The sequence below is a fragment of the Citrobacter farmeri genome (genome assembly GCF_019048065.1).
Taxonomy (GTDB): domain Bacteria; phylum Pseudomonadota; class Gammaproteobacteria; order Enterobacterales; family Enterobacteriaceae; genus Citrobacter_A; species Citrobacter_A farmeri.
Genome location: NZ_CP077291.1, coordinates 1,631,991 through 1,657,859 on the forward strand (window position 1 = coordinate 1,631,991; position 25,869 = coordinate 1,657,859).

The following is a 25,869-nucleotide window of genomic DNA, read 5'->3' on the forward strand; positions in this document are numbered from 1 at the left end:
TCTGCCGCGCTGCCGTTTAGGCTTATGGCAAAATGCGGTTTTTGTTATATTTTCGCTGCCACGTCGGGCTTTAGAGAAAGAGAGAATCAACATGAAATGGCTATGTTCTGTAGGTGTCGCAGTTAGTCTGGCATTGCAACCCGCGCTGGCGGAGGAGCTGTTCGGTAACCATCCGCTGACGCCGGAAGCGCGGGATGCGTTTGTCACCCAACTGCTGACGAAAATGACCGTCGATGAAAAGATTGGTCAGCTACGTTTGATCAGCGTCGGTCCGGATAACCCGAAAGAAGCGATCCGCGAGATGATCAAAGACGGTCAGGTGGGGGCAATTTTTAACACCGTCACCCGTCAGGACATCCGTAAAATGCAGGATCAGGTGATGGAACTGAGTCGCCTGAAAATCCCTCTCTTTTTTGCCTACGACGTGCTGCACGGCCAGCGTACCGTCTTCCCGATTAGTCTCGGGCTGGCGTCCTCTTTTAACCTCGACGCGGTGAAAACCGTCGGACGCATCTCGGCGTATGAAGCCGCAGACGACGGCCTGAACATGACCTGGGCACCGATGGTCGATGTCTCCCGCGATCCGCGCTGGGGACGCGCCTCTGAAGGTTTTGGCGAAGATACGTATCTGACCTCCATCATGGGCAAAACGATGGTGGAAGCGATGCAGGGCAAAAGCCCGGCGGACCGCTATTCGGTGATGACCAGCGTGAAGCACTTTGCCGCCTATGGTGCCGTGGAGGGGGGGAAAGAGTATAACACCGTGGACATGAGTCCGCAGCGACTGTTTAACGACTACATGCCGCCGTACAAAGCCGGTCTGGATGCGGGTAGCGGCGCGGTGATGGTGGCGCTGAACTCGCTGAACGGCACGCCAGCGACGTCTGACGCCTGGCTGCTGAAGGACATTCTGCGCGACAAATGGGGCTTTAAAGGCATTACCGTATCTGACCACGGCGCGATTAAAGAACTGATTAAGCACGGCACGGCTTCCGATCCGGAAGATGCTGTGCGCGTAGCGCTCAAGTCCGGCATTAACATGAGTATGAGCGACGAGTATTACAGCAAGTACCTGCCGGGACTGATCAAATCCGGCAAAGTGACGATGGCGGAGCTGGATGACGCGACGCGTCACGTACTGAATGTGAAATATGACATGGGGCTGTTTAACGATCCCTATAGCCATCTGGGGGCGAAAGAGTCGGATCCGGTGGATACCAATGCCGAAAGTCGTCTGCACCGGAAAGAGGCGCGTGAAGTCGCGCGCGAGAGCCTGGTGCTGCTGAAAAACCGCCTCGAAACGTTGCCGCTGAAAAAATCGGGGACGATTGCGGTTGTTGGCCCGCTGGCTGACAGCAAACGCGACGTGATGGGCAGTTGGTCTGCCGCAGGCGTAGCTGGCCAGTCCGTCACGGTACTGACCGGCATTAAAAATGCCCTCGGCGCGAACGGTAAGGTGGTATACGCCCACGGGGCCAACATCACTAACGATAAAGACATTGTCACCTTCCTCAATCAGTATGAAGAGGCGGTGAAGGTGGACACGCGTTCCCCTCAGGAGATGATTGATGAGGCCGTCGCGGCGGCGAAGCAGTCAGATGTGGTGGTTGCCGTGGTGGGTGAGGCGCAGGGCATGGCGCATGAAGCGTCCAGCCGTACCGATATCACCCTGCCGCAGAGCCAGCGCGATTTGATCGCGGTGCTGAAAGCGACCGGAAAACCGCTGGTGCTGGTGCTGATGAACGGTCGTCCGCTGGCGCTGGTGAAAGAAGATCAACAGGCCGACGCGATTCTGGAAACCTGGTTTGCCGGTACGGAAGGGGGGAACGCGATTGCCGACGTCCTGTTTGGCGACTACAACCCGTCAGGCAAACTGCCGATGTCTTTCCCGCGCTCGGTAGGGCAGATCCCGACCTATTACAGCCACCTCAACACCGGTCGTCCCTATAACGCCGACAAGCCGAACAAGTATACTTCTCGCTACTTTGACGAAGCTAACGGCCCGCTCTATCCATTTGGTTATGGCCTGAGCTACACCACGTTTAATGTCTCTGATGTGACGCTCTCCGCGCCAACCATGAAACGCGACGGCAGCGTGACGGCAAGCGTGAAGGTGAGCAATACGGGCAAGCGTGAAGGTGAGACGGTGATTCAGCTGTACGTGCAGGACGTCACGGCTTCCCTGAGTCGACCGGTGAAAGAGCTGAAAGGCTTTAAGAAAGTGAACCTGAAACCCGGCGAAACGCAGACTGTCAGCTTCCCGATTGATATCAATGCGTTGAAGTTCTGGAATCAGCAGATGAAATTTGAGGCTGAACCTGGCAAGTTCAACGTCTTTATCGGCGTCGATTCTGCCCGCGTGAAACAGGGATCGTTTGAATTGCTGTGATCGGCATAAGGGGGAGCTCACAAGTGGGTTCCTCCTGCATTCCCCCCGAAAAAACCGAAATGTCAGGTTAACAGAGCACTTTTCGACTATGCTTTTCCCTCAAGTCGCTGAAAAAGTCGACAAAAAGATGAGGAAAGCATCATGACAATCTCAAAGGTCTGGACCCGTTCGCTGGCGCTGTTAGCGGCAGTGAGCTTACCCTTGCAGGCGGCATCGCCGGTAAAGGTTGGGTCGAAAATTGACACCGAAGGTGCGCTGCTTGGCAACATCATTTTGCAGGTGCTGGAAAGTCACGGCGTCAAAACGGTCAATAAAGTCCAGCTAGGTACTACGCCGGTCGTGCGCGGTGCGATCGCCTCGGGCGAGCTGGATATCTACCCTGAATACACCGGCAACGGCGCGTTCTTCTTCAAAGATGAAAACGATCCGGCATGGAAAAATGCGCAAGCGGGCTTTGAGAAAGTCAAAAAACTCGATGCAGAGCAGAATAAGCTGGTCTGGTTAACGGCGGCACCAGCCAATAATACCTGGACTATCGCGGTACGTAGCGATGTCGCTGAAAAAAATAAACTCACCTCACTGGCCGATCTCGGACGCTATCTGAAAGAGGGCGGAACTTTCAAACTGGCCGCCTCCGCCGAATTTATCGAGCGTGCCGACGCGTTGCCGGCGTTCGAAAAAGCTTACGATTTTAAGCTCGGCCAGGCGCAACTGCTTTCACTGGCGGGCGGTGACACGGCGGTGACCATCAAGGCCGCCGCGCAGCAAACGTCAGGCGTCAACGCCGCGATGGCCTACGGTACGGATGGTCCGGTAGCCGCGCTGGGCTTGCAGACGTTAAGCGATCCCAAAGGCGTTCAACCCATTTATGCGCCAGCCCCTGTGGTGCGTGAGGATGTGTTGAAGGCGTACCCGCAGATGGCGGAATGGCTGCAACCGGTGTTTGCCAGTCTGGATGAAAAAACGTTGCAACAACTCAATGCCAGCATTGCCGTTGAAGGGTTAGATGCCAAAAAAGTGGCGGCAGACTACCTGAAGCAAAAGGGATGGGTGAAGTAAAAGGACTGAAAAAGGTTGGGTGACGTGTCAAAAGTCAGTATTCAGCGCGTACTGTTGCTGCTGGTCGTTCTTTCAGCCGCCGCCGTTGCGCTGCCGTTTGTGAACTATGCCCCGAATCGCCTGGTATCGGGAGAGGGACGTCAGCTCTGGACGCTCTGGCCCGGTTCGGTGTCGATGCTCACCGGCGCGGGTTGCGTCTTGCTGACATTGTGCTTTGTGCCGGGAAGAAAAGGGGCGCTGTGTACGCTGATGGTCGTACAACTGCTGATCATTCTGATGCTGTGGAGCGTGGGTAAGGCGGCGACACAGCTGGCAGAAACGGGGACGCCGCTGGCGCGAACCAGTGTGGGAAGCGGTCTCTGGCTGTGGCTTGCGCTGGGATTGCTGGCCTGCAGCGACGCCATCCGACGTATTACCGCGCAGCCACTCTGGCGCTGGGTTTTACATGCGCAGATGGCGATTATTCCCGTCGCACTCTTGTTGATGGGGACGTTCGATGACCTCTCTTTACTCAAAGAGTATGTTAATCGCCAGGATGTCTTTGATGATGCCCTGGCTCAACACCTGACGTTGCTGTTGGGTACCGTGCTGCCCGCGCTGGCGATCGGCATTCCTCTCGGTATCTGGTGTTATTTTTCCACCTCCCGCCAGGGACCGGTGTTTACCGTTCTCAATGTGATCCAAACCATTCCTTCTGTCGCGCTGTTCGGCCTGCTGATTGCACCGCTTGCCGGACTGGTAAACGCGTTCCCCTGGCTTGCGACGGTGGGCGTGGCGGGAACGGGGTTGACCCCGGCGCTGATCGCGCTGGTGCTGTACGCGCTCTTGCCGCTGGTTCGCGGTGTGGTAGCCGGACTGAATCAGGTTCCCCGCGATGTCCTGGAGAGTGCGCGTGCGATGGGGATGAGCACCGCACAGCGCTTTCTACACGTTCAGCTTCCGCTGGCGTTGCCTGTCTTTTTACGTAGCCTGCGGGTAGTGATGGTGCAAACTGTTGGCATGGCTGTCATCGCCGCGTTGATTGGCGCTGGCGGCTTTGGTGCGTTGGTGTTTCAGGGGCTGCTCAGCAGTGCTGTGGATCTGGTGCTGCTGGGCGTGATCCCGGTTATCGCACTGGCGGTACTGATTGATGCGCTGTTTGACTTAGGGATCGCTCTGCTGAAGGTAACCCACCATGATTGAATTTAGCCACGTGAATAAAGCCTTTGGCGAGCAGAAAGCGGTTAGCGACCTGAATCTGCACGTTAAGGAAGGCAGTTTCTCGGTACTGATTGGCACCTCAGGTTCGGGGAAATCCACAACCCTGAAAATGATTAACCGACTGGTGGAGCATGACAGCGGCAGGATCCGCTTTGCTGGCGAGGAAATTCGCAGTCTGCCGGTGCTGGAGCTGCGTCGGCGGATGGGCTATGCAATTCAGTCGATTGGCCTGTTTCCACACTGGACGGTGGCGCAGAACATCGCCACTGTGCCGCACTTGCTGAAGTGGCCGCGCAGGAAAATTGATGAGCGAGTGGACGAATTAATGACGCTGCTCGGGCTGGAAGTCGGGCTGCGCGAACGCTATCCGCATCAGCTTTCCGGTGGGCAACAGCAGCGCGTGGGCGTGGCGCGAGCGTTAGCTGCCGATCCGCAAGTGCTGTTGATGGATGAACCTTTCGGCGCGCTGGATCCGGTCACCCGTGGGGCGTTACAGCAGGAGATGACCCGCATCCATCGTCTGTTGGGGCGAACCATTGTACTGGTGACGCATGATATTGATGAAGCGCTGCGCCTGGCGGAACATCTGGTGCTGATGGACGGCGGAGAAGTTGTTCAGCAGGGGACGCCGCTGGCGATGCTGACGTCACCGGCGAATGACTTTGTGCAACAGTTTTTCGGTCGCAGCGAGCTGGGGGTGCGGTTGCTGTCACTGCGAACCGTGGCTGACTATGTTCGCCGGGATGAACAGATTGCCGGGGAGGCGCTGACCGAAGAGATGACGCTGCGCGACGCGCTTTCCGCGTTTGTCGCACGCGGGTGCGAGGTGTTACCGGTGGTCAACCAGCAGGGGATTATCTGCGGGACGCTCCATTTTCGCGATCTGCTACTGGAGACGCTGACGCATGAAACGACTGTCTGACCCGTTGCTTTGGCTAATCGCGCTCTTCCTGCTGATGCTGCTGGGTTTACCGCACAGCCAGGCGATTTTCGCCAGTCTGTTTCCTGAACTTCCGCGTCCGGTTTACCAGCAGGAGAGCTTCCTCGCGCTGGCGCTGGCCCATTTCTGGCTGGTCGCGGTGTCGAGTCTGTTTGCCGTGGTAATTGGCGTGGGTGCCGGAATTATGGTGACACGGCCAAAGGGGCGGGAGTTTCGCCCGCTGGTGGAAACTATTGCTGCCGTTGGACAAACTTTTCCGCCTGTCGCGGTGCTGGCGATTGCCGTGCCGGTGATGGGGTTTGGTCAGCAACCGGCCATTATCGCGCTGATCCTGTACGGTGTGCTACCCATCCTGCAGGCGACGCTGGCGGGGCTGGGGTCGATTGCGGACAGCGTGCGCAACATTGCCAGCGGCATGGGGATGAGTCCGGGACAGCAGTTGCGTAAGGTTGAGTTGCCGCTGGCGGCACCGGTGATTCTGGCAGGCGTACGGACATCGGTGATTATTAATATTGGCACTGCGACTATCGCGTCGACGGTGGGGGCCAGCACGCTCGGCACGCCGATTATCATCGGGCTGAGCGGATTCAACACGGCGTATGTTATTCAGGGCGCACTGCTGGTCGCGCTGGCGGCGATCATCGTAGACCGCCTGTTCGAGCGGTTAGTGCAGCACCTTAGCCGGCACGCAAAATGAAGGTATAACCTGCGAGCATCACACCGCCAATACCGCCAATGGCCATGAGTAAAAAGAGGGTGATGACACCGATTTTCGCTACGCTCATGATGTTCTCCTTATGTTAACCCAGAGATTATACAGAGAAGCGTAGCTGTTAATGAATCATTAAATGCCAAGTGGATAAATATCGTGTCCTTCCGCGCGCCAGGCATTCAGTTGCTGCTGCTGTGCCGATGTCTGATTTTCACCACACCATACCAGTAAGGTTCGCCCCTCGAACAGATCCGGGCGAAACTGACTCAGCGAATGTGCCAGTACGTCAACCCGCCATCCCTGCTGACTGGCGACCCAGCCTTCCAGCCACAGACGCGTGGTATCGTGAATATTCCAGCCCACGACCAGCGCGTCTTTGCCCTGTTTTTTTCTGGCCGAGGCGAGGCAAATGGCGATGTAGTTGATCAACACGCCGTCAAGGATCCCCAATAGTGCCAGTAGGGTGGGCTGTTGGCATTGCAACCGCCGACGTAGCGGAAGAAAAAGGTGGGTGGTTAGCGTCTGCGCGGGGTAATCCTGCCCGCGCTCTTTCAGCCAGACCCGGAGACTGTGCAGATTGTTATTTTGCAGATAATGCAGCAGCGTTTCCTGTTGCTCACGCCATCCGTTTTGCAGGTCCACGTTCTCATTGCTCAACAGCATCTTGACCTTGCTGACCTGCACCCCGTTATCTATCCAGCGCTTGATTTCGCGGATCCTGTCGATATCTGAATCATTGAACAGGCGATGTCCGCCGTCGGTGCGCTGCGGTTTTAATAATCCATAACGCCGCTGCCACGCGCGGAGCGTAACGGGGTTAATATCACAAAGCAAAGCCACTTCACCTATGGTGTAAAGCGCCATCTTTTTATCCTTGCTCGCGAGGTCCCAGTATAACTTTAGACGCTCTTTTTCGAACCAGGTAGTTTTGTCTGTTTTTTAATCAATTGAGGGGTGATATTGTATTCGCACGAACACATTTGAGTGATCGTTCTCACGAATTCATCTTTTTTTGCAACAGTTCAAAGAAAGATCAACGTAGTCGATGTATGTTACGCGGTTTTAAACGAAGTGTGGTTTGCGGGTATGTACGATTTCAATCTGGTGTTGCTGCTGCTTCAGCAGATGTGCGTGTTCCTGGTTATCGCATGGTTGATGAGTAAAACGCGTTTATTCATACCGTTGATGCAGGTTACCGTTCGCTTACCACATAAGTTGCTGTGCTACGTCACCTTCTCTATTTTCTGTATTCTCGGCACCTATTTTGGCCTGCACATTGACGATTCTATTGCCAACACGCGCGCGATTGGCGCGGTGATGGGCGGTCTGCTCGGCGGACCGGTCGTCGGTGGGCTGGTGGGGCTTACCGGGGGCCTGCATCGCTACTCGATGGGCGGGATGACAGCGCTCAGTTGTATGATCTCCACTATCGTCGAAGGATTGCTGGGTGGCCTGGTGCACAGCGTGCTGACTCGGCGGGGACGCACCGATAAAGTCTTTAATCCGCTGACGGCGGGGGCCATTACGTTTGTCGCCGAAATGGTACAGATGCTGATCATTTTGCTGATCGCCCGGCCGTTTGACGATGCTTACCGGCTTGTCAGCAATATCGCCGCCCCTATGATGGTTACCAACACCGTTGGTGCGGCGTTGTTTATGCGTATTTTGCTCGACAAGCGCGCGATGTTTGAAAAATACACCTCTGCGTTTTCTTCCACTGCGCTGAAGGTGGCGGCCTCCACCGAGGGTATCCTGCGTCAGGGATTCAACGAAGTGAACAGCATGAAGGTGGCGCAGGTGCTGTATCAGGAACTCGATATTGGTGCGGTGGCGATTACTGATCGGGAGAAGCTGCTGGCCTTTACCGGGATTGGCGACGATCATCATTTGCCGGGCAGGCCGATCTCTTCCCGCTACACGCTACGGGCCATTGAGACGGGCGAGGTGGTTTATGCTGACGGTAATGAAGTGCCATACCGCTGTTCGTTGCATCCGCAGTGTAAACTCGGCTCTACGCTGGTCATCCCCTTGCGCGGTGAAAATCAACGGGTAATGGGCACCATCAAGCTGTATGAAGCGAAAAATCGACTCTTTAGTTCCATTAACCGAACGCTTGGCGAGGGGATTGCTCAGCTACTCTCCGCGCAGATCCTCGCCGGACAATATGAACGTCAGAAAGCGATGCTGACTCAGTCAGAAATCAAGCTGTTGCATGCGCAGGTCAATCCGCATTTTCTGTTTAATGCACTCAACACCATCAAGGCAGTGGTGCGCCGCGACAGTGAACAGGCGAGTCAACTGGTTCAGGATCTCTCCACTTTCTTTCGCAAGAACTTAAAGCGCCCGTCGGAGATCGTCACGCTTGCCGACGAAATTGAGCATGTGAATGCCTATCTGCAAATTGAGAAAGCGCGATTCCAGGCGCGGCTGCAAGTGAGCCTGAATGTGCCGGATGCGTTGGCGCATCAACAGTTGCCGGCCTTCACCCTGCAACCCATCGTTGAAAACGCCATTAAGCACGGAACATCACAGCTGCTGGGAACGGGTGAAGTGTCCATCACCGCCCGTCAGGAAGGGCAGTACCTGATGCTGGATATTGAAGATAATGCCGGATTGTACCAGCCCACCACGAATGTCAGCGGTCTGGGCATGAATCTGGTGGATAAACGCCTGCGTGAACGGTTTGGTGATGATTATGGTATTAGCGTGGTCTGTGAACCGGATTGCTTTACCCGAATAACCCTACGACTGCCCCTGGAGGAGACGCATGATTAAGGTGCTGATTGTGGATGATGAGCCGTTAGCGCGGGAAAATCTGCGGATCTTGTTACAGGAACAAAGTGATATTGAGATCGTAGGCGAGTGCGCCAACGCCGTTGAAGCGATTGGCGCGGTGCATAGATTGCATCCGGACGTGCTGTTTCTGGATATTCAAATGCCGCGTATCAGCGGGCTGGAAATGGTCGGTATGCTTGACCCTGAGCATCGTCCGTATATTGTTTTTCTGACCGCTTTTGACGAATACGCGATTAAGGCCTTTGAAGAGCATGCCTTTGATTATCTTCTGAAACCGATAGAAGAGGCGAGGCTGGAGAAAACCCTCAGCCGTTTGCGCCAGGAGCGTAGCAAGCAGGACGTGTCGGTGCTGCCGGAAAACCAGCAGTCGCTGAAGTTTATCCCCTGTAGCGGCCATAGCAGGATCTATCTGCTGCAAATGGATGATGTCGCTTTTGTCAGCAGCCGCATGAGCGGCGTGTACGTGACCAGCAGCGAAGGCAAAGAAGGTTTTACGGAACTGACGCTCAGAACACTGGAGAGTCGCACGCCACTGCTGCGCTGCCATCGACAGTATCTGGTCAACATGGCGCAGTTACAGGAAATTCGCCTGGAAGATAACGGTCAGGCAGAGCTGATACTCCGCAACGGGTTAACCGTTCCGGTCAGCCGCCGCTATCTGAAAAGTTTGAAAGAGGCGATTGGCCTGTAAAACTGGTACACTGCGCGCCATTGCATCATCGACAGTTGAAGGCTCTATGCTTAGTAACGATATTCTTCGTAGCCTGCGCTACACCCTGAAAGCCAATAATAACGACATGGTGCGCATTCTTGCGCTCGCCGACATGGAATCCACCTCAGCGAATTTCGATACCTGGATGACCAAAGAAGATGAAGAGGGATTTGTCCGCTGCCCGGATATCATCCTCTCCGGATTCCTGAACGGCCTGATCTACGAGAAGCGTGGCAAAGATGATTCCGCGCCTGAACTGGCACTGGAGCGTCGGGTGAACAACAATACGGTGCTGAAAAAGCTGCGTATCGCCTTTTCGCTGAAAACGGATGACATTCAGGCGATCATGACCCAGCAGAACGTGCGCGTTTCAATGCCGGAAATCACGGCCATGATGCGTTCTGTTGATCATAAAAACTACCGCGAGTGCGGCGACCAGTTTTTGCGTTATTTCCTGCGTGGATTGGCTGTACGTCTGCACGGTAATAAAGGCTAAAAGAAAAGCGACAACCCGGCATGATGTCGGGTTGTCGTTGTTTGATTATTTCACTTCTTTAAAGCCAGAGGCTTCCAGCATTTTCTGGCTCTGCTTCATGCTGATACCGTTGCTCGGATCACCCGAGAATTGAGTACCCATCACCCCTTGCAGCTTTTTAAAGTCAACCTTCTCCATGTCAACAGAGACGGTTTCTTCAGCGTAGCCATCCTTATAGGTCAGCTTCTCTTCCACACCGGGAATGTTTTGATATTTTGCACTGATTGGATCAAGGATTTTCGCCGCGTCTTCTTTGGTTTTTACCCCGAGCGAGGCAAAGTTAATTTTGTTCTGTGAGGTCTGCTTAATGACTTTGTCACCCTTGTAGGTATAGGTCATTACGATCTCAGTACCATTGACATCCGCTTTGAATGTTTTGCTTTCTTCCTTGTCGCCACATCCTGCCAGAGAGAAAACGAGAACTGACGCGAAAACTACCGAAAAAAACGTATTTAATGCTTTCATGTAAACTCCATTTTATTAAACGTCTGGTGCTCAAAAAAAGTCGTACCTGGTATGTATACCAGAAGAGGGCAGTATAGGGGAAAGATGTTATTTGAGATGTCCGAAAATGAAGTATGAAAAATCTGAAAATCAGGCGATCTGGTGGTGATGACTCTATCGATCGCAAAAAAAGCGCCGCGTGAGCGGCGCCTGAGAGAGGGGTTATTTAACCTGATGTCCAGGCTTCGCGCCTTCATCCGGGCTCAGCAGGAAGATATCTTTTCCGCCAGGACCGGCAGCCATCACCATCCCTTCTGAGATACCGAAGCGCATTTTACGCGGCGCCAGGTTCGCCACCATGATGGTATGACGACCAATCAGCACCTGCGGATCCGGATAGGCAGAGCGAATACCGGAGAAGACGTTACGCTTCTCGCCGCCCAGGTCCAGCGTCAGGCGCAGCAACTTATCGGAGCCGTCAACGAACTCGGCGTTTTCAATCAGCGCCACGCGCAGATCGACTTTGGCGAAATCGTCAAAAGAGATCGTTTCCTGAATCGGATCGTCTGCCAGCGGGCCGGTCACTGGCGCGGCCATGGCTTTGACCTCTTCCTTAGACGCTTCAACCAGCGCGTCAACCTGTTTCATGTCGATACGGTTGTACAAGGCTTTGAAGGTGTTCACCTTGTGGCCCAGCAGTGGTTGTGCAATTGCATCCCAGCTCAGTTCCGTGTTGAGGAACGCTTCGACGCGCTCGCTCAGCGTCGGCAGAACCGGCTTCAGGTAAGTCATCAGCACGCGGAACAGGTTGATACCCATTGAGCAAATCGCCTGAAGGTCCGCGTCGCGACCTTCCTGTTTCGCCACGACCCACGGGGCCTGCTCGTCCACATAACGGTTTGCGACATCCGCCAGCGCCATGATTTCACGAATCGCTTTGTTGAATTCACGGCTTTCCCACGCTTCGCCAATAACAGTCGCTGCGTCGGTAAACGTTTTATAAAGCGCTGGATCGGCCAGCTCTGCCGCCAGCACGCCATCAAAACGCTTGCTGATAAAGCCAGCGTTACGGGATGCGAGGTTAACGACCTTGTTGACAATATCGGTGTTCACGCGCTGGACGAAATCTCCCAGATTCAGGTCAATATCATCAATGCGTGAAGAGAGTTTCGCGGTGTAGTAGTAGCGCAGGCTATCAGCGTCAAAATGGTTCAGCCAGGTGCTGGCCTTAATAAAGGTGCCGCGGGATTTGGACATCTTCGCGCCGTTGACCGTGACATAACCATGAACGAACAGGTTCGTCGGCTTGCGGAAGTTGCTGCCTTCCAGCATCGCCGGCCAGAACAGGCTGTGGAAGTAAACGATGTCTTTGCCGATGAAGTGATACAGCTCGGCAGTAGAATCTTTCTTCCAGTATTCGTCGAAGCTGACGGTATCACCGCGCTTGTCGCACAGGTTTTTGAAGGAGCCCATGTAGCCGATTGGCGCATCCAGCCAGACATAGAAATATTTGCCTGGTGCATTCGGGATTTCAAAACCGAAGTAAGGCGCATCGCGGGAGATATCCCACTGTTGCAGGCCAGATTCAAACCATTCCTGCATTTTGTTTGCAACCTGCTCCTGCAACGCGCCGCTACGGGTCCACGCCTGTAGCATTTCGCTGAAAGAGGGCAGGTCAAAGAAGAAGTGTTCAGAGTCACGCATCACCGGCGTTGCGCCAGACACCACGGATTTCGGCTCGATCAGCTCAGTCGGGCTGTAGGTCGCGCCGCACACTTCGCAGTTGTCGCCGTATTGATCCGGTGATTTACATTTCGGGCAGGTGCCTTTTACAAAACGATCTGGCAGGAACATGCCTTTTTCCGGATCGTAAAGCTGAGAGATAGTGCGGTTCTTAATAAAACCGTTTTCTTTCAGGCGGGTATAGATAAGCTCAGACAGCTCCCGATTCTCTTCGCTGTGCGTGGAATGGTAGTTGTCATAGCTGATGTTGAACCCGGCGAAATCCGTCTGGTGCTCCTGACTCATTTCACCAATCATCTGCTCCGGAGTGATACCCAACTGTTGCGCTTTCAGCATGATTGGCGTGCCGTGGGCGTCGTCGGCGCAGATGAAGTTGACCTCGTGGCCGCGCATTCGCTGGTAACGGACCCAGACATCAGCCTGGATGTGCTCCAGCATATGGCCGAGGTGGATTGAGCCGTTGGCGTACGGGAGTGCGCACGTTACCAGAATTTTCTTCGCGACTTGAGTCATAGTAGGTATTACTTCTTCTCTGTTGAAAGGGGGTTCTGATGTTACCTGAAAGGGAATAACTACGCCAAGAATTAAGGGCATTAAACCATAAATGATTAATTGTTACCGCTGGAGTAAACTACCTCGCTACAATTGACCTTTTCAGAACAACAAAAAAGGAGTCGGGATGAACGCACAATCCCAGGCTAAATCACCAGAGACCCTGCGCGCGATGGTCGCCGGGACGCTGGCGAATTTTCAGCACCCCACCCTGAAGCATAATCTGACGACGCTTAAGGCGTTACACCATGTCGCCTGGATGGATGACACGCTGCACGTTGAACTGGTCATGCCGTTCGTCTGGCACAGTGCATTTGAGGTGTTAAAAGAGCAATGTAGCGCTGATCTGCTGCGCATCACCGGGGCGAAAGCGATCGACTGGAAGCTTTCTCACACGATTGCCACCCTGAAGCGTGTGAAAAATCAGCCGGGTGTGAATGGCGTGAAGAACATTATCGCCGTCAGTTCCGGTAAAGGCGGCGTTGGGAAATCGTCGACAGCGGTCAATCTGGCGCTGGCACTGGCGGCAGAAGGGGCGAAAGTGGGGATTCTGGACGCCGATATTTATGGGCCGTCGATCCCGACCATGCTGGGCGCGGAAAATCAGCGTCCAACCTCGCCGGATGGCACCCATATGGCACCAATTATGTCCCACGGCCTGGCGACGAACTCCATCGGCTATCTGGTCACTGATGATAACGCGATGGTCTGGCGTGGGCCGATGGCCAGCAAAGCGCTGATGCAGATGCTGCAGGAGACGCTGTGGCCGGATCTGGATTACCTCGTGCTGGATATGCCCCCGGGCACCGGTGACATCCAACTGACCCTGGCGCAAAACATTCCGGTCACAGGTGCTGTCGTGGTCACCACGCCGCAGGACATCGCGCTGATCGACGCCAAAAAAGGTATCGTCATGTTTGAAAAAGTCGAAGTGCCGGTATTGGGCATTGTCGAAAATATGAGCATGCATATCTGCAGCAATTGCGGCCATCATGAGCCGATCTTTGGCACTGGCGGCGCGCAGAAACTGGCTGAGCAGTATCACACGCAACTGCTGGGGCAGATGCCGCTGCATATCAGTCTGCGTGAAGATCTCGATCGCGGAACGCCGACCGTCATCAGTCGTCCGGACAGTGATTTTACCGTAATGTATCGAGAACTGGCGGGACGTGTGGCCGCGCAGCTTTACTGGCAGGGTGAAGTCATCCCTGGTGAAATTGCCTTTCGCGCCGTCTGATTTCTGCTGAACGGTTTCGTTATCTCCATTCGCCGTATCTGTTTAATATTGATGCGGTGAATGTCTAATTTAAATAATGCTGTCTGAATTATGTAGCGCCACTGAACAGGACAGCTATTTTTCTTAAGAAAGAAGCGTAATCCAGCATTTAAATGGCTCATTCCCGTGCGATTAATTTATTCTTTCTATTGGTATGGCAATGGAGTCATGACCATACTTTACAGGCAGACGAACTGTGCTGTAACTATTTTGACTACAGGGATTACACTAAAGTAAATGTTTGAATTCCCCCTCAGTCCGAGGGGGCGAATCTCAGCGGTGGTAAAAAATCTCGCCATCGTAGGCTTTAATAATTTTACCGTCAGCGTCATTGATCAACACGTACGCACCGCCCATATAGGTCCAGTGAGTCCCTGCATCCGGAGCGGGTAAATTTCGTAACTGCCACTGTTTGATACTGTATTCGTCTGTACGATACATTGCTGGCACCGTATCGCCCGGTTTGAAATGGGTGAAGTCAGCGATGAAACCGCTAAGTTCGTACTGATCAATCCCCTTCGCGGCGACGGTTGTAGCAGGTGCGGCCCAGACCGCGCTGGATGCGAGCAGCAGCACGCCCATCACCAATTTGTTCTTCATACGTCTACGCTCCACTGTTAAGACCCTCTAAATCAGTCGGGTATATTTCCCGGTCTACATGATAACTGACAAGCGCTGGTTTGTTAGATTCCCGAAAATTTCGTAAAAAATGTAAATACATTTTTTCGTCTGACAACTGCACTATAGAAGAATTCGGCCAAAAATGATGGTGGAAGACAGCGTTTTCGGACCACTGGCTACCCATGCCACGATCCCCAGATGCAAAAGTGTAGCCGCTCGGCATACATCACACCTGCGATGAAGCCCATAGAGATCAGCAGTGAATACAGAAAAAGAGAGAGGATTATCAACGTTAACGAATTCGGTTTCATATTGAAATATATTTCATAAACAGAGACGCCAGGAATGTTTTTATAGATAACAATTAATCAATGTCAGCATATAAATTATCTTACGCGATACTATGGCGTAGTGAGCATTTTTTGATCTTGATAAATATCATAATATTTAACGTATTTAATAGTATGGATGGAATGGTATTTGATGACATTGTATCTTTGTGTTTTCTTAGTTAATTAATTGCTAATTTAATAAATCAGAATGAAAAAACAGCCAGGAGTGCTCTTATTTTTCATGCCGGGAGAATCTGTTAATCGCGACACCACATGAATTATATTGACAGGAAAGAACGACAAAAATATCCTGCACGTGATCTGTTGATATCAAATTCGCGGCTGGCCAGCTGCATTATTTTTTTTGTTAACTAATGATGGTGACGGTAGTTATGAAAGCGTTAAGCATAAAAAAGACAATTTATGTTCTGGTTATCGCAAGCGTATTATCTGGTTGCGTTTCGGAAGAAGAACGCCTCGCGCGCTGTGAAGCTAAAGGGGTAAGCCGTGATGTTTGCTACCAGGTCGATCGTGCCAATCAGCAAATGATTGCCAGCAATGCGCAGCAGAACGCTTATGCCAATGCTCGCGCTGCGGTAAAACAGCATGCGCAGGCCGCAAAGAAAAAAAGCGTCTATTACTATGAAGGACTGGAAATCAAAAAGGTCAGTACCGGTTTGAATATTAATGGTTTGCCTGCGGCGGTCGTGGAGAAAGAGGAAAGCGCCACCGTTTATCAGCAAGGTTTACATTATTTTATCGTGTACAGCACGGGACGGTTAGCGGTACTTAATGACCAGCGCCAGATGCTGGGTTGGGCAAAATAAAAAATCATCGTTTGCTGTCCGTGCGGCGGGTCAGATAAAAATTATTTTTTGCCAGAAAGGCGGCGCTTCATGTTGAAGCGCCGCCGTTTTAACAGATACCTTAGCGTTGTTTCACTCTGTTCTTACCAGCCTAATGAAGCCGAAGCCGCCACGACGGAATCACCGTCAGACGTTCCGGCATAGCTAACCGTTGCGGCGACATTTTCCGCGAATTTATGACGATAACCCATGGCATAACCTTGTTCACTTTTAAAATCAGCAGCGCCAACAGCAATAGCATTATCGGTATCAACATAGTGAAGTCCGGCGATAGAAGCGGCTCCAGCAATACCACTACGGTATTCTTTACGATCGTCGTTTTGCTGTTTTTCCATTGAAGAGAAGCGCGAATTATTTTGATTTTCCAGGGTTGTAATACGCGTTTCATGGTTAGCTAACTGGCCGGTGTGTGTCTGAATGACACTATCTTGCGCTTTTTGTTTAGTTTGCACGTCAGACACCGCGACCTGGTTAGTCGCCACACGCTGTAATGCAGTGTCAGCTTTACCACCATTTGTGTTAATTAACACGTTTTGATCGTTATCGACAATTTTCTGGTTAGCTTTGTTCGTGGCAATATCATCGCGATTCTTAATGATTGCCTGGCCGTCATATTGTTCATCCAGAGTGACACGTTGTACCAGGTTATCATGATCGGTGCGAATTTGTTGTGCATAAGTGGCAACATTATTCACCTGAGTCACATCCGCTTTACCCGCTTCCAGGGCGGATATTTGTCCTTCGTGTTTTTGCAGATCATATGTTGCACTATCAATTCCGGAAATGATAAATCCTCCATTCGTATTTTGATTGACGACCGCAACATCAACGTTAGCCGCCTGGGCTGCAGGGGCAAGGGAAGTGAACAGAGCAGAGAAAACGACAACAGCAATAATGGATTTATTTACAGATTTCATTTGAAATTCTCACATTCAAAACACGATATAAAAACAGTTATTCCCACTCTTTTTAATTACGAGTGTGATTCAATAGTTGTTAATAAAAATGGATGTCAACATTAATAATACGTTTAGAGTATCTTAATTCAGAATCTCCTTAATTCGTGAGGCGAACTATCCACTAATGCAAGGCTAATAATCTTGACCTGGATCACATTTGAGTTTAATAAATAAGGAGGTGTTTCGAGTTATGTTTGGATTATTTTAATGTAAACATTAATAAGCCAGTCAGCATAAGGTGTTGCCAGGGGAAATATGTTTATGAAGTGGCGAAAATAATGATTTTCTGCATTAATAAATATTTTATTGCTTATAAGCGTTGACCACGTTTTGTCCTGATGATGCTGTAGTTGCTACGCACAGAAAAACTCCTTGCACCTGCTCGGTACAGGCGGTTACACTAAATATCGATATTTTGATATGTAATTAATTGTTTTATCAGTAATTTGACTCGGGGTGCCCCTTTTTATTAAGGGCTGAGAAATACCCGTACCACCTGATCTGGATAATGCCAGCGTAGGGAAGTCAGACACCACTCGTGTCCCTTCTTCGCGCGGGCAGGAGCGTAATCATGCAGCCTGACCTGCACAGCCGCGAACATGCGGTTCGTATCTTAAAACAATTTCGTACCCTTTCTCCGTTAACACACTGTATGACCAATGACGTCGTACAGAGTTTTACCGCCAATACGCTACTGGCGCTGGGCGCTTCTCCGGCGATGGTGATTGAGCCGGAAGAGGCTCGCCAGTTCGCAGCCCTTGCCAGCGCCTTGCTTATTAACGTGGGTACGCTGACCCAGCCGCGCGCGCGGGCAATGCGCGCGGCGGTTGAGCAGGCGAACAGCGCAAAAACACCCTGGACACTGGATCCCGTCGCCGTGGGCGCGCTCGAGTTTCGCCGCCGTTTCTGCCTTGAACTCCTTGCCTTAAAACCTGCAGCCGTTCGCGGTAATGCCTCTGAGATCCTGACGTTAGCGGGTGAAAGCGCCGGGGGACGCGGTGTGGATGCCACCGATGCGGTCACAACGGCTCTGCCTGCGGCGCAGGTTCTGGCACGCCAGACCGGCGCTATTGTGGTGGTTACCGGTGAAGTGGATTACATCACAGATGGTGAGCGCACTCTGCGCGTCACCGGTGGTGACCCGTTGATGACGAAGGTCGTGGGCACCGGGTGCGCGCTTTCTGCCGTGGTGGCCGCCAGTTGTGCGCTGCCCGGAAACCGAATCGAAAATATCGCTTCTGCCTGTGGGTGGATGAAACAGGCGGGGCTGATTGCCAGTAAAACCTGTCACGGCCCCGGCAGTTTCATTCCGGCATTTCTCGATGCGCTCTACACCCTGGATACGGAGGTCGCAGCATGAAGCGGATTAACGCCTTGACGATTGCCGGCACCGATCCCAGCGGTGGCGCGGGCATTCAGGCCGATCTGAAAACCTTTTCGGCGCTTGGCGCTTACGGCTGTTCGGTGATTACCGCGCTGGTGGCGCAGAATACGCGTGGCGTACAGTCGGTATATCGCATTGAACCCGATTTTGTTGCCGCGCAGCTCGATTCGGTGTTCAGCGATGTGCGCATCGATACCACCAAAATCGGCATGCTGGCGGAAACTGACATTATCGAGGCGGTGGCTGAGCGCTTGCAGTGTTATCGGGTGCAGAACGTGGTGCTCGACACAGTCATGCTGGCGAAAAGCGGCGATCCGTTGCTTTCGCCTTCTGCCGTTGAGACATTGCGCAAGCGACTGCTGCCGCAGGTTTCGCTGATTACGCCCAACCTGCCTGAAGCGGCAGCGTTGCTGGATTGTTCACATGCGCGTTCAGAAAAAGAGATGCTTGAACAGGGACGGGCGCTGCTGGCGATGGGCTGTGGCGCGGTGTTAATGAAAGGCGGTCATCTGGATGATAAGCAAAGCCCTGACTGGCTTTTTACGGCTGACGGTGAGCAGCGTTTTACCGCACCGCGGGTGATGACCAAAAACACGCACGGCACCGGTTGCACGCTTTCTGCGGCGCTGGCCGCACTGCGTCCCCGACATGCTGACTGGGCAGGGGCGGTGCAGGAGGCGAAAGTCTGGTTGTCGGCGGCGCTGGCGCAGGCGGATACGCTGGAGGTCGGGCACGGCATTGGGCCTGTTCATCATTTCCACGCGTACTGGTAGCGTATATACTGGCAGCAGACTGGCTGTCAGGAAAAAGACTCATGGAACAAGCGCATACTCAACTTATCGCGCAACTGAACGAACGTATTTCAGCGGTGGATAATACGCCGCTCTATATCAAGTTTGCCGAGACGGTGAAAAATGCCGTGCGCAGTGGAGTGCTTGAACACGGCAATATTTTGCCAGGCGAGCGGGATCTCAGCCAGTTGACTGGTGTGTCACGCATCACGGTGCGTAAAGCGATGCAGGCACTGGAAGAAGAGGGCGTGGTGACACGTGCGCGCGGCTACGGTACCCAGATCAACAATATCTTTGAGTATTCGCTGAAAGAGGCGCGCGGTTTTTCTCAGCAGGTTGTCCTGCGTGGGAAAAAACCAGACACCTTATGGGTTAACAAGCGAGTCGTGAAGTGCCCGGAAGAGGTGGCGCAACAGTTAGCGATTGCTGCCGGTAGCGATGTTTTTCTGCTTAAACGCATTCGCTACGTCGATGAAGATGCCGTGTCTATCGAAGAGTCGTGGGTGCCCGCGCATCTCATTCATGATGCCGATGAGATAGGCATATCGCTGTATGACTATTTCCGTAGCCAACACATCCACCCACAGCGTACCCGCTCGCGGGTTAGCGCAAAAATGCCGGATGCCGAGTTCCAGTCACATATCCAGATGGACAGTAAAGTGCCGGTGCTGGTGATCAAACAAGTGGCGCTTGATCAGCAGCAGCGTCCCATTGAGTACAGCATCAGCTACTGCCGAAGCGATTTATACGTTTTTGTGTGCGAGGAGTAACGCCTCGCGAAACGGCGCACAGTCACCGCCGCGATGTCCGACGACCCAGGAGGCCACGGCGTTGCCGAGCAGCACCGCGTCCGCCAGCGACCAGCCCGATGCCAGTCCGGCTAACATCCCGCCCGCGTGACTGTCACCCGCACCAATCGTATCAACGACCTGTGTCGGAAACGCGGGAACATGACCAGAGGATGGCTTACTGAAAAACCAGGCGCCCTCTTTGTCATGGCGAACGATTAATGGTGCCGCAAATCGCTCCACCCATTCTGCGCCTAAATCTTCCACATCCTGGCTCAGATCGAACCGCTGGGCCGCAATTTCAGCTTCCTGACGATTGAGCGACACCAGCGGACGACAGGAGAGAATGCGTGCCATGAGCGCATCAGGAATATCGCCAATGCGCGGACCGAAATCGATAAACGGCATCACCTGCTCCTGACCTTCCAGCCACTGTACCAGCAGTTCGCCGCAGGGCGAGGCCAACTGATAGCCCGAGAGATAAATCAGGCTATTACGCGGGATGGTTAGCTGAGCCAGCCAGTCGGCGTTCCACTGATTCTCAACGCCGCTGAATGACATGAAGGTGCGCTCGCCATCCGGCTCGACCAGTGCCAGGCACCAGCCGTTGTCGCCTTCTGCGGTCTCAATGAGGCTGTGTAATCCTTCTTTCGCCATCCGGTTACGAATAATATCAGCCCACACGCCCTGGCCCAGCGGCAGGGCGTTACCGGCATCAATGCCCAGCCGTTTCAACGCGACGGCGATGTTCAGCGCGCAGCCGCCAACGTTAACACCTTGCTGCTTCAGCTCAATGTCACAGCCGCGCCAGGGCAGAGCATAGGCATCGGCAATGACATCAATGACCGCCGCGCCGATGACCGTGACCGGCTGGCGAGTCGTTAAACCTGGCAGCAGTTCAGCTAAACGTGAAGCGTTCATGACTCCTCCCGACGTTGGCGCAGACGTGCAAGCGCCGTTGCATAACGGTTGAAATCGAGCTGATTGACCGTATCCAGCTCCTGTTTCCATGCCGGATTGATGGCGCTGATGCCCTGCAACGCACCGCAAATGGCCGTTGCCATCGCCCCAATAGTATCGGTGTCGCCACCGAGATTCGCGCACAGAATAGCGCAACGATTGGGATCCGTTTGCGCCAGTTCAACCATCGCAATGGCGCACGCGACCGATTCGATGGTGCTGGTTCCGGCGCCGATCACCTGATACAGCTGTTCGCTGGCCGCTTCGGCACCGTCCGCATTACGCACAATTTTTAGCGCCATCTCCAGCCGCGCAGAGAGCGACGCGCTAAAGGTGGTGATCCGCTTCTGCTGGGCGTGTAACGCGATGGCGGGAAGCGACTCAACGATGTCAGCCCATGCTTCACCTTCAATCGCCCGCGAAATCGCCCATGCCACCACTACCGCGCCGGCGATAGCCAGATCCGATTTGTGCGTCGGACTGGAGGCCAGGGCGACGTCGTCGATAAACGCATCCAGATCGCGCGCTGGCAGCAGGCATCCTAACGGCGACACGCGCATAGCTGCGCCATTGGTAACGCCGTTGTTCTCCAGTTCTGCCACCGGTTTCCCGTCACGAATGGCGTTCAGGGCGATTTTTGATGTCGGCCCGAGGACGTTTTTGTTGAAGGCGTCAAAGCGCAGCGCCCAGTCGAGAATGTTACGACCAATCAGATCCGGATCGATCTCGCCGTCGCTCGCCAGCAGGGCATCTGCCAGACAGAGCGCCATTGAGGTATCGTCGGTAAATTCTGCGCGGCCAAAATAGCAGGCCGCATTATTCTCTTGTGGGCCCGGCAGAAAGCGGTCAATCCAGCCAAAGTGCGCTTTAACGCGGGCTCTGGGCCACAGTTCTGACGGCATACCCATCGCATCCCCTAACGCCTGCCCGTAAAGAGCACCGAGAATACGTTCTGCTTTCATTTTACTTCCCCTTGTGTCAATGCAGTCTCGCGAACCTCAATAGCGGTAATTTCTTTGTCCGATTCGCGAAAGAAAATCATAAACAGCACGGCAATCACGGCGATCATCACCGCGCCGAATGTCCACATGCCAGCCCAGTTGAAAGTGAGACCGTTGACAGGTTCCTGATAGGCAAACATTTTTTCCATCATCACGCCGCCGAGACGGTAACCCAGCAGGCTGCCGAATCCCTGACAGCAGAGCGTAATCAACCCTTGCGCGGCGGTACGCATATGCACCGGCGCTTTTTTATCGACGTAGATATACGCCGTTACGTAGTAGAAGTCATAGCTCACACCGTGCAGCAAAATACCGAGGAACAGCAGAGCATAGGTGAAGTATTCGTCCGCGCTACCGTAAATAAAGAAGCCATAGCGGATCGCGGCGGTGATAAGACCAAGAAGCAATACCTTCTTAATACCAAAGCGCTTGGTAAAGAAGGGCAGCGCCAGCATAAAGAAGATTTCGGAGAACTGACCGAGGGTCATCCAGCCGGTGGCGTTTTTCATCCCGACTTCCGTCAGATATCCATTGGCGAAGATGTAATAGAACGCCAGCGGCATTGCGAACAGGAACGAACAGAAGAAAAAGACAAGGAAGTTTTTATCGCGCAGCAGGGTAATCGCATCCAGGCCAAGCATGACTTTGAAGTCCATCTTGCCAGTGCTTTTCGGCGGCGTATCTGGCAGGAAGAAGGCAAACACGCCCAGCAGCGCAGAGCTGGCAGCCGTCACCAGCAGCGGGATGTTGGTTGGTGAGATATCGTTATAGCCTAACATCTGTGGCAGGAATCCACAGGCAAGACCGGAGGCGATCCAGCCGATGGTGCCCATCACACGGATGCGCGGGAAGTCGCGCTCCACGTCCGGTACGTTGGCAAACGCGATACTGTTGGTCAGCGCGATAGTCGGCATATAGGTCAGCGAGTAGGCCAGCAGCAGCGGGAAGAATCCACCGAACGTCGTCTGCTGAGCGGCAAAATACATCAGCACCGCACCGGCGAACATCAACACTGCCAGCACCTTTTGCGCCGAGAAAAATCTGTCGGTCAAAGAGCCCACGAGGATCGGCGACAGAATTGCGGCGATTGCGGTACAGGCATAAGACCAGCCAATCTCACCGGCGGTAAAACCACTTTTACTTAACCAGAGCCAGAGCGGAACAAACCAGGCTCCCCAGATAAACCATTCAACAAACATCATGAACGACAGCTTCACTGTAGTTTTCATCTTTAAATCCTTCATGACAGGTAAGGTACGTCATGACAGTACCATTTAATAATACCTTTTAAATACCTTTGAGGCGAAAGCTTGACCGTCTTAACACTTTTTCGTCAGTGAATCGTGCCAGCGGATAACGCTGAAAAATGCCCGAAAGATGGAAAAAATGGCCGGTCAGTACCAGACTTATGGCTGCCCGCAAAACGCGGGTCAGGACAATTCACATTCCGACACCTTCGGAACTTACGGGAGCATAGCTATGACTGATATTGCGCAGTTGCTTGGCAAAGACGCCGACAGCCTCTTACAGCATCGTTGCATGACCATACCCTCTGACCAACTCTATCTGCCCGGACATGACTACGTCGACCGCGTGATGGTGGATAACAACCGACCGCCCGCGGTACTGCGTAATATGCAGACGTTGTATAACACCGGACGTCTGGGCAAAACGGGTTATCTGTCGATTTTACCGGTTGATCAGGGTGTGGAACACTCGGCCGGTGCCTCGTTTGCCGCTAACCCGCTCTATTTCGACCCGAAAAACATTGTCGAACTGGCGATCGAAGCCGGATGTAACTGTGTGGCCTCGACCTATGGTGTACTGGCTTCCGTATCGCGTCGTTACGCGCATCGCATTCCGTTTCTGGTGAAACTCAACCATAACGAAACCCTTAGTTATCCGAATACCTATGACCAGACGCTGTACGCCAGCGTGGAGCAGGCGTTCAATCTGGGGGCGGTGGCTGTAGGCGCAACCATCTACTTTGGTTCTGAAGAGTCACGTCGGCAGATTGAAGAGATTTCCGCCGCCTTTGAACGGGCGCATGAGCTCGGTATGGTCACCGTACTGTGGGCCTATCTGCGAAATTCTGCGTTTAAAAAAGATGGCGTCGATTACCACGTCTCCGCCGACTTAACCGGGCAGGCGAACCATCTGGCGGCAACCATTGGCGCGGATATCGTCAAACAAAAAATGGCGGAAAATAACGGCGGATACAAAGCCGTGAACTATGGCTATACCGACGATCGTGTCTACAGCAAGCTGACCACGGAGAACCCGATCGATCTGGTGCGCTATCAACTGGCAAATTGCTACATGGGGCGCGCCGGGTTAATCAACTCCGGTGGCGCAGCGGGCGGCGAGACCGACCTGAGCGATGCGGTGCGTACTGCGGTGATCAACAAACGTGCAGGGGGGATGGGACTGATCCTCGGTCGCAAAGCCTTCAAGAAATCGATGGCTGACGGCGTGAAACTGATCAACGCCGTGCAGGATGTTTATCTCGACAACAAAGTGACGATTGCTTAACGCAGTAGCGGGCAATCCGGCGGCAACCGGCACCGCAATGCGGCGGGCAGGATTTCGATATGAAATTCCTGTCCGCTCAACGGTTCGCCGTCCAGATTAAAGGTAATGTCATGCGGCGCCTGGATAGTAAACCAGGCGGAGGCGCCGTCAATAATATTGGGATTCTCTTCCTGCGGTTTCAGGGTCGAAAACAGCGCGGGCAGGATCTCTTCCCCGGTGAATATCCGCAGTTGCAGCAGACCGTCGTTGATCAACGCATTCGGGCACAATTGCTGTCCGCCGCCAGCCTGACGTCCATTACCAATTCCAATTACCAGCGCGTCACCCTGCCAGTGGAAGTTTTCGCCACGGATTTCGCAGCGGTCCGGCTTAAGCGTATCCATGCGCATCAGGCCGTGAATGATATATGACACGCCGCCCAGCGCGGCTTTCAGCTTTTCCGGCGTCTCGGTGGTGATACGTGTGCCAAAACCGCCGGTCGCCATATTGATAAAACAGGTCTTATCGTTGACCTGCGCCATATCAATCTCAATGGCGTTGCCGACAATCGCCAGCTTCAGCGCCTTATCCAGCTCAACAGGGATCCCGACGCTGGTGGCAAAATCATTGGCAGTGCCCAGCGGCAGGATGCCGAGCGCTGGAATATCGGAGCCTTCACAGTGAATCAGGGCTGTCGACACCTCATTAATCGTGCCATCACCGCCGCCGGCGATCACCGTTTCAACGCCCAGACGGCGGGCCTCTTCGACATAGCGTCCGGCATCGCCTTTTTCCCATGTGACGCGAACGTGAATCTCGACCCCTTCGTCGCGGAGCAGCCCAATGGCTTCCCGTAGTACGGGGTTATCTGCACTTTTACCATTCAGAATCAATACGCTGGAGGGAAAATGATCCATTCCTTTTTTGCCTGTTTGTTTTTGAAAGCCCTGAAGAAAGTGTATAGCAGAAACGAAAAGAGGAGGTCAGAACAGGCTTAAAATACGCACACAATATACTATTTTTGCAAACTAAATCGCGGTACAGAAAGGCGGCAAATGAACGAATCCCTGGGAGCATAGAATTACTATGTGACCAGGGTGAGTGAGTGCAGCCAACGCATCAGTACCGCGATTTAGGCAGCAAAAAAAAATAAGCCTGCGTAAGGGAGATTACGCAGGCTAAGGAGGTGGTTCCTGGTACAGCTAGCATTTATGGGTTATGTTTTTCAGCGAAATGGATAATACCCTTAAAGAACGAAGCGGTATGTGATCGGTTTCTAAGATTCCTCCTGGCGTGAA

The 25,869-nt window shown here is 53.3% G+C and carries 24 protein-coding genes and 1 riboswitch; of the genes, 14 read left to right on the forward strand and 10 right to left on the reverse strand.

Features of this window, described 5'->3' with window-relative positions; all coding sequences use genetic code 11:
• Positions 1-91 precede the first annotated feature (91 nt).
• The 5 genes from bglX (at position 92) to I6L53_RS07650 (ending at position 6,285) form a co-directional block, all read left to right on the forward strand.
• Entirely contained in the window at positions 92-2,389 is a 2,298-nt protein-coding gene (bglX, locus tag I6L53_RS07630; RefSeq protein WP_042318007.1) for a beta-glucosidase BglX, read from the forward strand.
• Positions 2,390-2,530: 141 nt separating this feature from the next.
• Positions 2,531-3,448: a glycine betaine ABC transporter substrate-binding protein OsmF gene (gene osmF / locus I6L53_RS07635; protein WP_042318009.1), complete on the forward strand. Its 918-nt coding sequence runs from the start codon at positions 2,531-2,533 to the stop codon at positions 3,446-3,448.
• 15 nt (positions 3,449-3,463) lie between these two features.
• Positions 3,464-4,630, forward strand: coding sequence for an ABC transporter permease (locus I6L53_RS07640; protein WP_042318010.1), 1,167 nt, complete (start codon positions 3,464-3,466; stop codon positions 4,628-4,630).
• Complete coding sequence (locus I6L53_RS07645) at positions 4,623-5,570, forward strand: ABC transporter ATP-binding protein (RefSeq protein WP_042318011.1); 948 nt, start codon at positions 4,623-4,625, stop codon at positions 5,568-5,570. Before I6L53_RS07640 ends, I6L53_RS07645 begins: the two co-directional genes overlap by 8 nt.
• Positions 5,554-6,285 (forward strand): ABC transporter permease, encoded by a 732-nt coding sequence (locus I6L53_RS07650; protein ID WP_042318013.1) that lies wholly within the window; start codon positions 5,554-5,556, stop codon positions 6,283-6,285. The genes I6L53_RS07645 and I6L53_RS07650 overlap by 17 nt, the downstream gene beginning before the upstream one ends.
• Here I6L53_RS07650 and I6L53_RS07655 read toward each other — a convergent pair.
• Positions 6,266-6,373, reverse strand: a complete 108-nt coding sequence (locus I6L53_RS07655; protein WP_042318015.1) for a protein YohO — start codon at positions 6,371-6,373, stop codon at positions 6,266-6,268. The genes I6L53_RS07650 and I6L53_RS07655 overlap by 20 nt on opposite strands.
• A 59-nt stretch (positions 6,374-6,432) precedes the next feature.
• Complete coding sequence (gene mlrA, locus I6L53_RS07660) at positions 6,433-7,164, reverse strand: HTH-type transcriptional regulator MlrA (RefSeq protein ID WP_042318017.1); 732 nt, start codon at positions 7,162-7,164, stop codon at positions 6,433-6,435.
• Positions 7,165-7,386: 222 nt separating this feature from the next.
• On the opposite strand from mlrA, the gene I6L53_RS07665 reads away from it, so the two are divergent.
• The 3 genes from I6L53_RS07665 to I6L53_RS07675 are packed head-to-tail and all read left to right on the forward strand — an operon-like array spanning position 7,387 to position 10,304.
• Positions 7,387-9,075 (forward strand): sensor histidine kinase, encoded by a 1,689-nt coding sequence (locus tag I6L53_RS07665; protein ID WP_042318019.1) that lies wholly within the window; start codon positions 7,387-7,389, stop codon positions 9,073-9,075.
• Positions 9,068-9,787: a two-component system response regulator BtsR gene (gene btsR, locus I6L53_RS07670; protein ID WP_042318020.1), complete on the forward strand. Its 720-nt coding sequence runs from the start codon at positions 9,068-9,070 to the stop codon at positions 9,785-9,787. The genes I6L53_RS07665 and btsR overlap by 8 nt, the downstream gene beginning before the upstream one ends.
• A gap of 46 nt (positions 9,788-9,833) precedes the next feature.
• Positions 9,834-10,304 (forward strand): YehS family protein, encoded by a 471-nt coding sequence (locus I6L53_RS07675; protein WP_042318021.1) that lies wholly within the window; start codon positions 9,834-9,836, stop codon positions 10,302-10,304.
• Positions 10,305-10,349: 45 nt separating this feature from the next.
• Here I6L53_RS07675 and I6L53_RS07680 read toward each other — a convergent pair whose 3' ends face one another.
• Both I6L53_RS07680 and metG read right to left on the reverse strand, forming a co-directional pair.
• The gene (locus tag I6L53_RS07680) at positions 10,350-10,808 is read right to left on the reverse strand and encodes a YehR family lipoprotein (protein WP_042318022.1); all 459 of its coding nucleotides are present in this window, start codon (positions 10,806-10,808) and stop codon (positions 10,350-10,352) included.
• A 201-nt stretch (positions 10,809-11,009) separates the two neighbouring features.
• On the reverse strand, positions 11,010-13,043 hold the full coding sequence (metG, locus tag I6L53_RS07685; protein ID WP_042318023.1) for a methionine--tRNA ligase: 2,034 nt from the start codon (positions 13,041-13,043) through the stop codon (positions 11,010-11,012).
• Positions 13,044-13,209: 166 nt separating this feature from the next.
• Between metG and apbC the strand changes: the two genes are divergently transcribed.
• The gene (apbC, locus tag I6L53_RS07690) at positions 13,210-14,319 is read left to right on the forward strand and encodes an iron-sulfur cluster carrier protein ApbC (protein ID WP_042318024.1); all 1,110 of its coding nucleotides are present in this window, start codon (positions 13,210-13,212) and stop codon (positions 14,317-14,319) included.
• Between the two features lie 312 nt (positions 14,320-14,631).
• Here the strand turns inward: apbC and I6L53_RS07695 are convergent, their stop codons facing one another.
• Positions 14,632-14,958, reverse strand: coding sequence for an RcnB family protein (locus tag I6L53_RS07695; RefSeq protein WP_042318025.1), 327 nt, complete (start codon positions 14,956-14,958; stop codon positions 14,632-14,634).
• 745 nt (positions 14,959-15,703) lie between these two features.
• Between I6L53_RS07695 and I6L53_RS07700 the strand changes: the two genes are divergently transcribed.
• The gene (locus I6L53_RS07700) at positions 15,704-16,138 is read left to right on the forward strand and encodes a hypothetical protein (protein WP_042318027.1); all 435 of its coding nucleotides are present in this window, start codon (positions 15,704-15,706) and stop codon (positions 16,136-16,138) included.
• Between the two features lie 122 nt (positions 16,139-16,260).
• On the opposite strand, the gene I6L53_RS07705 is transcribed toward I6L53_RS07700, so the two are convergent.
• Complete coding sequence (locus tag I6L53_RS07705) at positions 16,261-17,094, reverse strand: YadA C-terminal domain-containing protein (protein ID WP_042318029.1); 834 nt, start codon at positions 17,092-17,094, stop codon at positions 16,261-16,263.
• A gap of 484 nt (positions 17,095-17,578) precedes the next feature.
• Positions 17,579-17,676, forward strand: a riboswitch (TPP riboswitch).
• Between the two features lie 31 nt (positions 17,677-17,707).
• Between I6L53_RS07705 and thiM the strand changes: the two genes are divergently transcribed.
• From thiM to I6L53_RS07720, 3 genes are read left to right on the forward strand one after another with little or no spacing between them, the layout of a single operon-like run.
• A complete protein-coding gene (gene thiM / locus I6L53_RS07710) occupies positions 17,708-18,496 on the forward strand; it encodes a hydroxyethylthiazole kinase (RefSeq protein ID WP_042318031.1) in 789 nt (262 codons plus the stop codon).
• Positions 18,493-19,293 (forward strand): bifunctional hydroxymethylpyrimidine kinase/phosphomethylpyrimidine kinase, encoded by an 801-nt coding sequence (gene thiD, locus I6L53_RS07715; protein WP_042318032.1) that lies wholly within the window; start codon positions 18,493-18,495, stop codon positions 19,291-19,293. Before thiM ends, thiD begins: the two co-directional genes overlap by 4 nt.
• A 41-nt stretch (positions 19,294-19,334) precedes the next feature.
• The gene (locus I6L53_RS07720; RefSeq protein ID WP_042318035.1) at positions 19,335-20,081 is read left to right on the forward strand and encodes a GntR family transcriptional regulator; all 747 of its coding nucleotides are present in this window, start codon (positions 19,335-19,337) and stop codon (positions 20,079-20,081) included.
• Here the strand turns inward: I6L53_RS07720 and I6L53_RS07725 are convergent.
• The 3 genes from I6L53_RS07725 to I6L53_RS07735 are packed head-to-tail and all read right to left on the reverse strand — an operon-like array spanning position 20,055 to position 23,289.
• Positions 20,055-21,020: a PfkB family carbohydrate kinase gene (locus tag I6L53_RS07725; protein WP_042318036.1), complete on the reverse strand. Its 966-nt coding sequence runs from the start codon at positions 21,018-21,020 to the stop codon at positions 20,055-20,057. The two genes, I6L53_RS07720 and I6L53_RS07725, sit on opposite strands and share 27 nt — an antisense overlap.
• Positions 21,017-22,021 carry an ADP-ribosylglycohydrolase family protein gene (locus I6L53_RS07730; protein ID WP_042318037.1) on the reverse strand — a complete coding sequence of 335 codons (1,005 nt, stop codon included), beginning with the start codon at positions 22,019-22,021 and terminating at the stop codon, positions 21,017-21,019. The genes I6L53_RS07725 and I6L53_RS07730 overlap by 4 nt, the downstream gene beginning before the upstream one ends.
• Positions 22,018-23,289, reverse strand: a complete 1,272-nt coding sequence (locus I6L53_RS07735; protein WP_042318039.1) for a nucleoside permease — start codon at positions 23,287-23,289, stop codon at positions 22,018-22,020. The genes I6L53_RS07730 and I6L53_RS07735 overlap by 4 nt, the downstream gene beginning before the upstream one ends.
• 250 nt (positions 23,290-23,539) lie before the next feature.
• Here I6L53_RS07735 and fbaB point away from each other — a divergent pair, with 250 nt between their 5' ends.
• Positions 23,540-24,592, forward strand: a complete 1,053-nt coding sequence (fbaB, locus tag I6L53_RS07740) for a class I fructose-bisphosphate aldolase (RefSeq protein ID WP_042318073.1) — start codon at positions 23,540-23,542, stop codon at positions 24,590-24,592.
• On the opposite strand, the gene yegS is transcribed toward fbaB, so the two are convergent.
• The gene (gene yegS / locus I6L53_RS07745) at positions 24,589-25,488 is read right to left on the reverse strand and encodes a lipid kinase YegS (RefSeq protein WP_042318040.1); all 900 of its coding nucleotides are present in this window, start codon (positions 25,486-25,488) and stop codon (positions 24,589-24,591) included. The two genes, fbaB and yegS, sit on opposite strands and share 4 nt — an antisense overlap.
• Between the last annotated feature and the right edge of the window lie 381 nt (positions 25,489-25,869).